Source organism: Chryseobacterium sp. TB1-D10 (assembly GCF_059803555.1).
This window is the reverse complement of the sequence record NZ_JAPFHB010000003.1, coordinates 141497-154806: the sequence shown is the minus strand read 5'-3', so window position 1 is coordinate 154806 and position 13310 is coordinate 141497. Positions and strand designations below refer to the sequence as shown.

The window sequence follows — 13310 nt, the reverse complement described above, 5'->3', positions numbered from 1 at the left end:
TTTGATTAATTTTTTAAAAACGGATATTTCAGCCAAATCAGCACCAAAGGCATCATCAAAAACGGAATTTCCATCAATACCATTTTGAAATTTCCAATCCTCATCGCCAATGCCATTATTATTAATATGGAAATAGCATTGAGCACATTGCCTAAGAAAAATGTTTTGGGGATAAGCAATAATGCACCAACTAATAATGTAACCCCACCGAAAACGGGTATCATTGTTTCGGTAATGCCCAGTTCGCCCATCATTTTCATCGCTTCGGGATGTTTTTTGTAATTAAATGTGTCCCAACCGTGTTTGAATGCCAGAAAAACCGACACTGCCAACAACACCAAAGAAATTATACTTTTTACCATCGTTTTGTTTTTAAAAACTTATGTTACTAATTTATTGAATTCTTTTAATTTCATCGAAATATTAAAACTCAACCTTTGCTAACTTTTGTGATACATTCCATAATCTTTGAGCAACTTCTTTATCATTTGCTTGTTCAGGGATTTTTGCGATAGATGGAAAGCCACGGGTTTCACTCATTTTGTTAGGTCCGTAATACAATCCGCCCTTAGCTTCTGGCGAAGTGGCTGCAAATAAAGTGGGTAATGCTCCTTGTGATTGTGGCTGAAATAAAAACGGAAAAAATCTTCGCATCATTCCTGGAATACTCCATTTCCCGGCACCAGTGATCAATAAATTGGTTCGGGAAACACCCGGATGTGAAGCAATACTTGTAATGCCCCAACCGTGCTTTTCGCTTTGGCGTTGCAATTCTAAAGCAAACATTAAATTCGCAATTTTTGCCTGGCTATATGCTTTCCCTGGAACATATAAAGCTGTTGATTGAAGGTCATCAAAATTAATTTGCCCGTTACGATTGGCTACGCTTGAAACGGTAATCACACGAGCGTTAGGTGCTTCACGAAGCAATGGGAGCAATTGGGCTGTCAATGCAAAATGACCAATATGATTGGTACCGAATTGTAACTCAAAACCATCGGCAGTTTCCAACCTATTGGGTGGTGTCATTACGCCAGCATTATTTATCAATAAGTCAATAGCTTCGCATCTTTCAATCATTCTCGAAGCAAAGGATTTGATGGAAGATAAGTCCGCAAGGTCTATTTTTTCAAAACTCACTTTTGCCTTGGGATTAATTTGTTGGATTTTAGCAATTGCATCAGCTCCTTTTTGAGCGTTTCGTCCCATTACAATCACGTTCCAACCGGCAGAAGATAATGCCAAAGCATCTTCGTAACCAATACCTTCTGTACTACCTGTGATTACGGCTAAACCGTCTTTTCTTTGAGGAATATTTGCAGCTGTCCAATTTTTAATATTGTTTTCCATTTTTTATTTATTTTGTTGATACAAAGATGGGACAACATTAGATGTTGGATTTATCCAAAACGACTGTTGATGTAGTCAAAAAAATCCTAATCTATTGCATTTAAACAATCAGTGTACGAAAATATGTTCTTCGTTGAATGTAATATCTGACAAGGACACAAAAGAACTAATACCCGACAACCATCGTCATATTTAAAACGAAACATAAAATCACCAATACAATCAAAAAAACATAGAAAAGAGGCCGTAAAAATCATCCCTAATTAAACGCCTCGCGGAATTCCAGCGGTGACATTTCAGTTTTATTTTTGAATAGTTTATTGAAAGATTGAGGGCATTCAAATACTAAACTAAAGGCAATCTCAGAAACAGTTAAAGTTGATGTTGGTTAAAACAGGTTCTAATGCGAATTTAAAAACTTATAACAATCCATTTGTAAATATTTTGATGAAATTTTCTTTATAGATCTCACCGATCGGAACTTCCCTGTCATCGAAATTGATCGAATAGCTGTCAAATGAAGTGATATGCTCACTGTTGATCACATAAGACTTGCTTACTCTGATGAAGTTTTGCAAAGGAATTTTTTGATGGATAGTCTTAAGATTCATGGAGGCTATGATCTTCTGCGACGTGGTATGGATCAAAACATAATCTTTTAAACCTTCAATGTATTTGATGTCTGTAAAATTGACCTTATAAAATTTTTTCTCAGATCTTATGATCAGAAACTCTGAAGTGCTTTTTTCAAGGCTGTTTTCTTTATTGGCTGATAATAGATTGCTATAATGTTGGGCTTTTTCAACTCCTTTTCGCAGCCGCTCATTGTCAAAAGGCTTTAGAAGGTAATCTATGGCATCCAGCTCATAGCTTTCCAACGCATATTGAGGATACGCCGTTGTGAAAATGACCAGACTGCTTTTTGGCATTTTTTCAATAAACTGCAATCCGGTCATTTTAGGCATTTGTATATCAAGAAATACCAGGTTTACGTCATTTCCTGATAGGAATTTTTCCGCGGCCAACGCATTTGAAAAACTTCCCACGACCGTGGGTCCTGAGATTTCTTCAAGCATCGAATGTAATTCCTCTCTTGCCAATGGCTCGTCATCTATAATGATACAGTTCATATTGGGATTTTTAAGTTAACGGTATACTGGTTGACTGTCGATGAGATTTCTAAATTATATTCATCCTCATTAAATAAAAGCTGTAACCTTCGGGTAATATTTTTCAATCCCAGACCTCGATAGAGATTTTGATGCTGCTCTTTTTGTATAGGTATGGAATTACTGCACGAAAAAAATATTTCCTTTTTGGTGATGAAAAAAGTAATATTGATGCTGTTTCCATTTTCTATGCTCTCCGTGCTGTGTTTGACTGCGTTTTCTACGAATGGTATAAAAAGGTTAGGAGGTATTTCGATTGTTCTCAGATCCGGCAATTCATCATTTATCTGGATCGAAAAATCAAAGTGATCCCTTCTGATTTTTTCAAGACTTAGAAAATTGGTTATGAACTTAATTTCGGAAGTCAGCCTAACCTTTTCATTGCTGCTCTCATACAGCTGGTATCTCAACAGGTCTGATAATCTCACAATGATGTCCGTTGCTTTCAAAGGATTGTTTCTGATCAGTGCCTTTATATTGTTGAGCATATTGAACAGAAAATGCGGGGTGATCTGATTTTTCAGCTCATTCAGTTCGAGATTCATGGTCAGGGTCTTTAATTCCGTCATTCTGGTACTGTCTACGATCCATCTTTGAAGCAGTTTTATAGTCGTAGTCAATAAGATAAAAAGCATAACGAAATTCCCACTCTCAAAATATTCATTGATCCGGAATTGCCGATGCTGATTATTAATATGATAATTATTGAAAAGATCTCCAATGATAAAAATGAGAAACGTGAGACCTGTGATACACAGCATCAGTATAGCCAAAAGATATGCGAAATACTTTCCTTTGAAAAAAAATAAGGGGACAATCACATACATATTGATGTAAATCATCAGTACAAAGGTCATAAACACTGCAAGGAAAAGAAGGTACCTTGAATTTTCCGTGAACTCAGAAATAAAGTTGACATTGGCCAATAGCGAAAACAACCACAGCAATAGCAAACTGTGTCTAAAAAAGCGATACCGTGCATCCACTAAAAAGTTGATAATACCACTGTTCTTATTGTGGTTATAGACTTCCATAATATATTAATTCATTACAAAAATAGATCATTTGCCATAGTACATTTATAAATTTATACAAAACAGCTGTTTTCGACTACCAAAAAAATTATGGGATTTGGTAGAAGTTCAGGGGTGTTTGGTATAAAAAAATAAAAACCAAGATCTAAAATCCTTTCTTTTGCTTCCTAAATCTGATCTATGGAGGTTGAAAGTTTTCTAAAAATTGTGAAAGAGATAGAGCATTCCTGTCTCTCTGCCGAACAACAGGAAGAGATGATCACGAAGGTTGCAGATCTGAGCCGTTTTATACAATCATACGATCCATCTATTGAGATCATTCATTGGATGCGATGTAAGTTCAGTATCATCAGATACTCCGGCGTACATACCGGGGTAATCTTTTTCGATAATACAAAGGAGTCTTCGGCAAGTGAATACTATTCCAATGCCAGATTAATGGACTTTAAAAAACGAGAGGGTCTAAAAGAGTTATGGCTCGTCGTCATCGGCAGTTGTACATACAATGATCCGGGATCATTCAAAAAATTGTCGACAGATAAATCGCTTGATAAGATCTACGATAAAATATTCACTCTTGACTTCTTACAATCCCGGGTCGAAACCATAAAATAAAAACATTTACATTTTGAAAGCAAAATTCTCTTTATTAGCAACAGTTATAACCGGCACACTCTACTTCTCACAGGTTAAGGACAGTACGTCCACAAAAACAATGGCGTACATCGCGGAGAAATTTCCGATTACCCGTGCACTGAATATAGAATATAATCTGTTGACACCTTACACTTTTTCTTCTACATTGAGAGGTCGGGAATTGGCAGAGGCAAAAGTGAAAAATTTCTACCGTGCAAAAATGAGTGCCAATATCAATTTGATCAAAAAACAGAAATGGGTATTGGGCACTAACCTTAATTACCGCTACGTTTCAGCAAATACGGCAATAAATGATCCTGCTGGTAACCTATTTTTCAGAAGCAAAGAAGATTATCACTATCATTCCGAGAGTTTGAGTCTTACTTATTTTGCAAAACTGTTCAACAGGATGATGATCTATTCGGCCAGCGCCTCAGTGGACGGGAGTGAACAACATTTTGAAAGACTGCGCGGAATAGCGACGGCGACGATGGTTTTGAGAGCCAATGCAAATACCAAAATGACCGTGGGACTTTTGGTTGCCATAGATCCTTCCGTTCAGACACCGGTCATTCCGACATTCACTTATGAGCATAAATTTAATAATGGTCTTATCGCCGACATTCTTTTACCCAAAAGCGTGTACCTCAGAAAAAGAATTGCTGAGAATGGCAGGCTCTCGATTGGGAGTGAATTGGATGGAACATCATTGTATCTTTATAATATCGACAGTACGGATAAAAAATACGAATTCCGGCAGATAGAGATTAATTCGGGACTGATGTATGAACATTATCTTGGAAATTCTTTTGTTGCAACATTGAAGGGCGGTGCGAAAAATATTGTGGAAGGGCGTTTATTTGAGAAATCTGAATCTTTCGGTTCATATATTTTCCAGGCAAAACCACAAACAACATTTTATGTGAACGTTGGTCTGTCTTTCGATCCGTTCATCAAGAAAACTGCACAGCAATAAATCTCTGTTTAAGCATTAAAGTCAGATCGAAAACCAATAATTAATTACAGAACCTCAGCTAATTTTGTTTATATTTCAGACAATCATCTTTCTTTGGAAACCAAGCGTTTTCTGATTGTACTTACAAATTCTTTTGAAACACCAAGGTAGGAGGCAATGTAATATTGTGCAACTCTTTGAGGAATTGTAGGGTATACTTTTATAAATTCTAAATATCGATCTGAGGCACTTTTAGAAATTGTATTGACCAACCGATTTTGAAGTGTATAAAGATTTCTTTGAACTAACATCCTAAAGACCCTTTCAAACTTTGGAATTTCCTGCAGCAGTTTTTCTTTGGTCAAAGGCGTAAGCATGAAAATCTCTGAATCCTCAATGGTTTCAATATATAAATTGGAAGGTTTTTGATCCTGAAATGACGCAATGTCACTGATCCACCAATCCTCAATAGCGAACAAAATAGTGACTTCGAAACCATTATCATCTAAATAATATGTACGGACGCATCCTTTCTGTATAAAACCCTCAAAATGGCAAATTTCGCCTTCCCGTAACAAAATAGTTTTCTTTGGGATTGACTCAAAGACCAATAGATCTATGAAAAATTTTTCTTCCTCTTTTGTTAAGCTGATGAATCGTGTTACATTCTTGATGATATTTTCGAACATAGAGAAATTTTATAGATGCAAATTATGAAAAAGTGTTTATACTATGATAAACAACTATCCATTTTAGCATCAGTAAAATTGATCAAACTCTTTTTCAATCTGAAAAATCACTACATTTCTATCAATGAAATTTTTTTACTATTTATTTCAGTTAGCGCTATCCACCATTTTATAGATGAATGAATAATGATGTGCGCTTCTTCTTAACCAGATTCTTGGTTTTATGACCTTTACCGAAAGTATCTTCTACCAAAAGGATTTCTCCGGTTTGAAACTGTCTTATTTTTCCCAATGAAGTTTCTATTTCCACACCGCCATCCAGAAGAACAATGTATTGTCGTTGCGGCGCACAGTGAAAATCATAATCGTAATCGGCAGAAACGGTTCTGAACTGTAATGTTTTAACATTAATGTTTTCAGACAGAAAGCCAATTTCTCCTTGATCAATTAATGGAATTTCAATGTCTTCGAAATATGAATCGCCATTTTTGTCACTGAATATTCTTGTAATTTTCATTTTTGTTTTGATTGAGATTATTTGAAAATTATAGAATTTGCCAGTTCAATTTCTTCCTGATTGATGGAATGACCGAAGTTTGGGTAAACTTTCTCGGTCACATAAGCATTCATTTCTTTTAAAATATTTGCTGTTGCATACACTCTTTCTACAGGAACGTGGAAATCCGGATTGCTTGTTCCAAGGAATACCGGCGTTTGTGCAAAATCACCTCCGTAATTTTCGCGATTGATTTTATCTCCAATTACACCACCGATTATAGCCACTGCTCCACCGAATTTCTGAGCATTTCGAGCTAAAAATTCCAATGTAAGACAAGCTCCCTGCGAAAATCCGAAAAAATAAATATTCTCAGCCTTGATTCCTTTATCCAAAGCAGTTTTCACCGTTTTACCAATCGTTTCAATGGCTGATGACAGCCAAGGTTCATTTTCTTCAACAGGAGCAATGAAAGATAAAGGATACCAGCTTCCATTGGTGGCCTGCGGTGCCAGTAAAGCATAATCTTCAACATTCAAATGTTGTGATAAGCTCAGAATATCCGGAGCACTTCCGCCCCTTCCGTGAATCATTATCAATGCCTTTTCTGCCTGATTAAGAGGTTTGCCTGATGTTTTTATATCTAAAGTGTGGTTCATTTTATCTGAATTTTTCTGTTGGATAAGTAATTTTTGAAAGCACATCTATCAGATGTTCTCGTTTTTCTTCGAATTGTTCAGGCAGCATCAGATCCTCGCCCAAAGATGCCAACTCCTCATCAACGTCGAAACCGGGACCTGAAGTTGCAATTTCAAATAAAACCCCGCCTGGTTCTTTAAAATAAATCGAGGAAAAATATTTACGATCCCTCACTTCTGTAAGTTGCATCCCGTACGCTTTTAAATTGTCAATAAGTTGCAATTGGGATTGTTTATCGGGTGTAGCAAACGCGACGTGGTGGATGGTTCCTCTTCCTGCTAGTCCTTTCAAAACATTTGGCGTGCAAAGCAGATCGACATATTTTCCGGGCTTGTCTTCTGTTCCGTATCTGAATCTGTCAGAACTTTCTGCTATTAATTGATGATCCATCTGCGTTGTCAAAAGTGCAGCTGTTTTTTCATAAGCATCTACCCAAAGTTCCACATGATGAAAACCTTTAATTGCAAAATCTACAGGTACATAGCCATTGCCGTAACCTACTCTATCATCTTTTACATTGAAAACCAACTCCAAACCTAGTCCGTCAAAATCTTCCAGATAAATAAAAACCTCACCTGAAAACCTTTGTTGCGGCTGTTTGTAAGGAATATTAAATTGATCCAAACGTTCCAGCCAATAATCCAAAGCGTCCATTGACAGTGAAAAAGCGGTCGTATTCAGCATTCCTTTGCCGTGTCTTCCACTTGCCAAACCTTTTCCATAAGGGAAAGTGGTCATAATTGTTCCCGGTGTTCCAAACTCGTCCCCGAAATAGAAGTGGTAAACATCAGAAACATCGAAGTTGATGGTTTTCTTTATTAGTCTAAGTCCTAAAACACCTGTATAAAAATCTATATTTTCCTGTGCATCGCCTGTAACGGCGGTTACATGGTGAAGTCCTGTGATAAGTGCCATAATTTTATTAATTTAAAGTTGAAAGTTGTTGACTATTAGCTTTTTATTACTACAAAATTAAAATTTATTGTAATGACGGATGATGATCTATGATAACTTCGGTAATGCTTCCTCTATTTGATGACGCATTGATTCATATTGTTTTGGAAGTTTTAGGTTTTTTCCTAACTCATTCAAAGGTTCATCCACAGTGAAGCCGGGATTGTCTGTTGCTATTTCGAATAGAACGCCGCCTGGTTCGCGGAAGTATAACGAGTAGAAATAATCTCTGTCGATTTTCGGCGTGATATTTAATCCGGCAGACATTACTTTTTCACGGAATTCCATCAAAATATTATCATTTTCTACACGGAAAGCGATGTGGTGATTGGTTCCGGCAGCATTTTTACCTGCAGCAAGTTTATCATTTTCAATAATATCAATAAGGTTTGCCGTTTCAATTGCATCAGTTGCAAGACGGTATCTTTCGCCTTCCTGTTTCTGAAGTTTATAACCAAGAATGTCTGTTAGAACTTTGATCGTTGGCTCTGCTTTTTTTAAAGTCAAAGTGACATTATGAAAACCTTTCAATCCATTTTCATCTTTGATGTCATCTGTTGTCCAAATTTTTCTTTCATCTGGTGTAGACGTTTCAATAAATTGTAATTGAAGTCCATCTGGATCTTTTAGAGAAATCAGCTCTTCATCAAATATTTCTCCTTCCTCAAAAGCTACATTAAACTGTTGAAGTCTGTTTTTCCAGAATGCAAGACTTCCTTTTGCGACTGAATATCCAATATGTGTTGCCAGACCAGAACCATTTGTCCCTTGCCCGATTCCTTCCCAAGGAAAGAATGTTAAAATAGTTCCGGCTGCTCCGGTTTCATTTCCAAAATAAAAATGATATGTTCCCGGATCATCAAAGTTAACCGTTTTCTTTACAAGTCTTAAGCCTAAAACCTGCGTGTAAAAATCCAAATTTCTTTTTGCGTTGTTGGCGATTGCTGTGATGTGGTGCAATCCTAAAATTCTATTTTCCATTTTGTTTGATTTTGTATGATTTGATAGTACAAATTTAGTCGAAGGAAAAACCTTATGCATTAAACTAGTTTAACAAATACAAGAACCTTTAAAATCAATGAGGGTAAAAATTACACATTATGAAAAATAAAAAGTGATCAAAAGATATTTTAGAAAGAACCGAATGGTGTTCTCAATGAATAAAAGATGTTGACCGTAATACTGTTCAGTATATGCCATTTCTTTTTTTATATTAATGATTAAACTTACTATAGTCTTCCGCGTTGATTCGTAAAACAATATCTAACAACTGATATAGATTGGTCATTTAATGATAGAGTTATAGAAAGATCAAGCAGGAGATTAGTATAAGAAGATTGTCTTAAAATGGCGAGTCTGCGTACAAGAGCATTATTGTTTCTGAAAGACGATTTATCGTAAATGGAAACGAGTCAGTGGTTTTTCCCATCAATTGTTAACACCATATTACTGTCGATGACTGATAATGTATAATACGCAAGATCTTTTTTGTATCTGACCGCATATCTTACATCAGGTTTTTTATCGTTTTTTTCCAAAAGTAGTAGTAAACGATCCAATTCAAGTTCATTGTGTTTTATGTAATTGTCATCATACATTCCTTTGATAAATTTGAAAGATCTGTCATTGCTGATTTGTTCGTGAACTTTCAGCCAGTCGGAATGCGCATCTTGTGCCTCAATCTGAAATATGAACATTTCGCCGATGATGCCATTGTTGGATGGATGTTCTTCAATACCAATATGAAAACCGTCCATCTCGTAAACCATTTGCTGAATGCCAGCATTTGAGGAACTGACAGCAGGTGGATTCTTCATATAGTTAATGAATGAATCTATCTTTTTATTGTAAAAGCTAGAATAGCTCATAAGCTTGCTAAAGCTTTGGCTGTATGAAAATGAACTAAGCAGTATTAGAAGTAGTGTAGTTTTAGACATTACTTTATGTATTATAGTTTGTTTTAAATCAAGTTTATATTCGCAGCGGTTTTAAAATACCATATCCTCAATTTATATTTAATATTTTTGTTTGTTAATGTGCTTTTGGTAAGTATCTTTTAATTTCGCTGGTCAGGCAGCTCAAAGCACACTCGGCAAAATAATTCTGAGCATCCATTGGTTTTGTAAGCGGTTGCAGATCGATGCGATCCGATACTATAACTTCTCCCTTGTAACTTACTGCATAAAAGGCAAAAATTTCGTTTCCGGATTCCGGTGTCGGTGTTGAATATCCCGTAGTGGCAATAGACCATTCAGTTCCATACAGTTTTGCGACATTAAGCGCCATAACCTCCGTCACATTTTTGGAAACACAATTTACAGCTTTTGCCTCATCATAGTCAATATTTAGTTGTTTGACTTTCTGATCAATAGTGTAGACTGTCAATCCTCCTTCAAAAAATTGTTCCGCACTGGGCATTTCCGAAAAAGCAAGCTGAAGACATCCTGAGGTAACACTTTCGGCAATAGAAATTTTCTCATTTCTATCTCTCAAATAATAGCTGATCTTTTGTAGAAGTATTTCTGAAAATTTCATGAATTATAATTTTGATTTGTTACTTTGACATTGACAAATAAGTTTTTAACAATAAAGATTTCATTGCTATTTTATTGAAATGCAACAACAGCCGGATCTCTCCCTTTTATGTGTATAGTCGCAACTGTCCAAAATTTCTGTCAAAACAAACTTAACATCATTAACCTTTTTTTACCACGCTGATTAATAATACTTAACTTTACTAAATTGTTATCACATATATTGCAAATCCTTATAGACAAATGATGCTTTTGCTTATTACCCGAGTCAAGTCTATTTCACTGTAAGGAAAAGTTTTTCATAGCCTTAATGGATCACCCTATGGGGATTATAATCAAAATTATTATTTTTAGTTTCGATAAATTATGACCTCCGTCATATTGAAAAGGATGAAGTTAAAATTTGAATATACTATCCTAGTAAAGGATTTTTCAATTCCTAATCTTGACAATGTTCCTTTCCATTGCTTTGACGGTCCTTATAGTGCTTTCTACACAAATTCCCATCAAATAGCTATTTCGTAATGCGTAAATGGAACCTGAAAAGCGAAAGGCCCCCTGTATCTGAATACTTTTCAAATAATCCGGTAATGCTGTTAATTATGCCATTGGATTATGTGGTGGTGACACGCCATTGGGAAGACCTGGACAACCAGATGAATTGGCTTCGATCTTTGTGCAGTTTGCAGATAATAAAGGAAGTTTTGCGCCGTGACAGATCTACGGTTCAGCTGGTGGAGGTGGTCTACCATAAATTAACATTAAAAAGCCATCTTAAATAGATGACTTTTTTTGTTTTATGTATTCTTTTCTGAAGGATCAATGATCATCCGTAGTGGCTGATCTTTAGTTGTATAAGAATTAAGCCAGTTTAAAAATGTGGTAATCTTGTTCCTTACATTCATTAATGACATCAAATGAATAAAGACCCATATCAGCCAAGCAATAAATCCATTGAAATGCTTAATCGGTCCTTTTAGGTCTGCAACAGCACGATTCCTTCTAATTATGGCCATAGACCCTTTATCATTGTATAAGAATGATTTCCGTCTCTGATTTTTTTCTTCAGATATTATATTGGATGCAAGAAGTCTTGCCTGCTGGATCGCAACCTGCGCCAGCTGTGGATGTCCTTGCGGAAATGCTGGATCTGTTGTCATTATGCAAGTATCTCCAATTGCGTATATATTATTCTGACCCTTAACTTTGTTAAACTCATCTACAATAAGCCGCTTTCCCTTTCCGTAAGAATTTTCTGGAAGACCTAAAAATACCTCAGCTGTCACACCTGCGGTCCAGATAAGATTTGAGGTTTCTATGGTTGTACCATCTGCAAGTTGTACCATACCATCGGTGTAATCCCTGACCACCTGACCCAATTTTATGATCACACCTATAGCTTTCAAGGATTCGGTCGCATATTTCTGGGATTCTTTGCTCATAGGAGCTAGAATGGTAGGAAGTCCGTCTATTAGATAGATTTCAAACAATTCATTTTTCAATTCGGGATAATCTTTGAATAGTATATTTTTTCTAAGTTCACTCAGCATTCCTGCTACTTCAACACCAGTGGGTCCGCCACCTGCCACGACGAATGTAGTCAGTTTCTTTTTTTCTTCAATACTTGATGCTCTTGATGCCGTTTCAAGTCTCTCCAAAAGTATATTCTTGAGGTTTATTGCATCTGAAATAGTTTTCATCGGAAGAGCGTTTTTCCTGATATTTTCATTTCCGAAATAGTTTGAGATTGTTCCCGTTGCTATTATTAATTCAGAATATGTAAGTTCCCCATTATTCAAAATGACTTTGTTCTCGCGTGCTTTTATTTCTCTAAGCTCGCCCATACGAAATGTGAAATTAGAATGTCCCCTGAAATGTTTTCTGAATGGATAGCTGATATTTGAGACATCCAAAAAACCTGTAGCTACCTGATATAACAATGGTGGAAAAAAATTATAATTATTCTTATCGACCAATGTAACATGTGCTTCAATATTGGATTTCAATAAACGCTCTGCCAGTTCCACTCCGGCAAATCCACCTCCTATAATAATGATATTGTTTTCACTGTACATTTGAAAATTATTTAAAGTTGCTAAACTATAAAACACCATAATTGAGCCAACTAATAGCAATCTTTCAAAATAATAATTGGTTTGAAATTTAAAAAATCAACATTTAAAATTTAAAAAGTTCAGACTATTAGGCATTAAAATTGTTAATCCCTCCTTTAAATAATTAAGTTACAATGGAAAATTCAAAAACAATTTCAGTTTTAAATGACCTGCTTCATATTATCAATGACCGACTGGAAGGCTTTGAAAAGGTTGAAGGCAAAGTCTGGGAAAAAAACCATAAACTTCAGGATCAATATGAGCATATTACGTCCCAAACAAAAATTATGAAAAATGAGATTATTGATTTGATAACTCACCGAGGGGGTAACGCCGCTGATTCAGCTTCCTTATCTGGAAGTCTGCACCGTGTGTGGATAGATTTAAAAAATTCATTTATTGTAGGACACTTAGAAGAGTCTACGCTGCAAAATGCTATATTTGGGGAAAACGCCGCAATACAGGCCTATCAGAAAGCACTAGACAGTAAAGATCTGGATCTTGAGAGCGCTGAAATTGTTGCTGAACAACTTAAAAAGATCAAAGATTCCTGCCATGAATTTAAAGGAATATATCATAATCTGTAATTTAAAACTTACAATAATGCTATAGTAAAAAAGACCAGATTAGCATTTTATATATAAGAAAAGCGTGAGCAAACAATTATACTTACGAAATTT

General features: G+C 35.8%; 15 protein-coding genes. 3 read left to right on the top strand and 12 right to left on the bottom strand.

The window, feature by feature from the left end; genetic code table 11:
* Positions 1-5 precede the first annotated feature (5 nt).
* The 4 genes from OPU68_RS05170 to OPU68_RS05155 form a co-directional block, all read right to left on the bottom strand.
* Complete coding sequence (locus tag OPU68_RS05170) at positions 6-362, bottom strand: hypothetical protein (RefSeq protein WP_498472939.1); 357 nt, start codon at positions 360-362, stop codon at positions 6-8.
* 61 nt (positions 363-423) lie between these two features.
* Positions 424-1350 (bottom strand): SDR family oxidoreductase, encoded by a 927-nt coding sequence (locus tag OPU68_RS05165; RefSeq protein ID WP_498472938.1) that lies wholly within the window; start codon positions 1348-1350, stop codon positions 424-426.
* 419 nt (positions 1351-1769) lie between these two features.
* Positions 1770-2480, bottom strand: a complete 711-nt coding sequence (locus tag OPU68_RS05160; RefSeq protein ID WP_498472937.1) for a LytR/AlgR family response regulator transcription factor — start codon at positions 2478-2480, stop codon at positions 1770-1772.
* Positions 2477-3280 (bottom strand): sensor histidine kinase, encoded by an 804-nt coding sequence (locus OPU68_RS05155; RefSeq protein ID WP_498472936.1) that lies wholly within the window; start codon positions 3278-3280, stop codon positions 2477-2479. Before OPU68_RS05155 ends, OPU68_RS05160 begins: the two co-directional genes overlap by 4 nt.
* Positions 3281-3808: 528 nt before the next feature.
* On the opposite strand from OPU68_RS05155, the gene OPU68_RS05150 reads away from it, so the two are divergent.
* The gene (locus OPU68_RS05150; protein WP_498472935.1) at positions 3809-4168 is read left to right on the top strand and encodes a hypothetical protein; all 360 of its coding nucleotides are present in this window, start codon (positions 3809-3811) and stop codon (positions 4166-4168) included.
* A 13-nt stretch (positions 4169-4181) separates the two neighbouring features.
* Positions 4182-5165 (top strand): DUF6268 family outer membrane beta-barrel protein, encoded by a 984-nt coding sequence (locus OPU68_RS05145; RefSeq protein WP_498472934.1) that lies wholly within the window; start codon positions 4182-4184, stop codon positions 5163-5165.
* Positions 5166-5248: 83 nt separating this feature from the next.
* On the opposite strand, the gene OPU68_RS05140 is transcribed toward OPU68_RS05145, so the two are convergent.
* The 8 genes from OPU68_RS05140 to OPU68_RS05105 all read right to left on the bottom strand — a co-directional run bounded on the left by OPU68_RS05140 (position 5249) and on the right by OPU68_RS05105 (position 12591).
* Positions 5249-5833, bottom strand: coding sequence for a Crp/Fnr family transcriptional regulator (locus OPU68_RS05140; protein WP_498472933.1), 585 nt, complete (start codon positions 5831-5833; stop codon positions 5249-5251).
* A gap of 169 nt (positions 5834-6002) precedes the next feature.
* Complete coding sequence (locus OPU68_RS05135; protein ID WP_498472932.1) at positions 6003-6350, bottom strand: cupin domain-containing protein; 348 nt, start codon at positions 6348-6350, stop codon at positions 6003-6005.
* Between the two features lie 17 nt (positions 6351-6367).
* Positions 6368-6988, bottom strand: a complete 621-nt coding sequence (locus OPU68_RS05130) for an alpha/beta hydrolase (protein ID WP_498472931.1) — start codon at positions 6986-6988, stop codon at positions 6368-6370.
* Between the two features lies 1 nt (position 6989).
* On the bottom strand, positions 6990-7943 hold the full coding sequence (locus OPU68_RS05125; protein WP_498472930.1) for a VOC family protein: 954 nt from the start codon (positions 7941-7943) through the stop codon (positions 6990-6992).
* Between the two features lie 87 nt (positions 7944-8030).
* Positions 8031-8963 (bottom strand): ring-cleaving dioxygenase, encoded by a 933-nt coding sequence (locus tag OPU68_RS05120; protein WP_498472929.1) that lies wholly within the window; start codon positions 8961-8963, stop codon positions 8031-8033.
* 431 nt (positions 8964-9394) lie between these two features.
* Positions 9395-9850: a hypothetical protein gene (locus OPU68_RS05115; protein WP_498472928.1), complete on the bottom strand. Its 456-nt coding sequence runs from the start codon at positions 9848-9850 to the stop codon at positions 9395-9397.
* 163 nt (positions 9851-10013) lie between these two features.
* Positions 10014-10517 (bottom strand): CinA family protein, encoded by a 504-nt coding sequence (locus OPU68_RS05110; RefSeq protein ID WP_498472927.1) that lies wholly within the window; start codon positions 10515-10517, stop codon positions 10014-10016.
* Between the two features lie 796 nt (positions 10518-11313).
* A complete protein-coding gene (locus OPU68_RS05105) occupies positions 11314-12591 on the bottom strand; it encodes an NAD(P)/FAD-dependent oxidoreductase (protein ID WP_498472926.1) in 1278 nt (425 codons plus the stop codon).
* Positions 12592-12764: 173 nt separating this feature from the next.
* On the opposite strand from OPU68_RS05105, the gene OPU68_RS05100 reads away from it, so the two are divergent.
* Positions 12765-13217 carry a PA2169 family four-helix-bundle protein gene (locus tag OPU68_RS05100; RefSeq protein ID WP_498472925.1) on the top strand — a complete coding sequence of 151 codons (453 nt, stop codon included), beginning with the start codon at positions 12765-12767 and terminating at the stop codon, positions 13215-13217.
* Positions 13218-13310 lie beyond the last annotated feature (93 nt).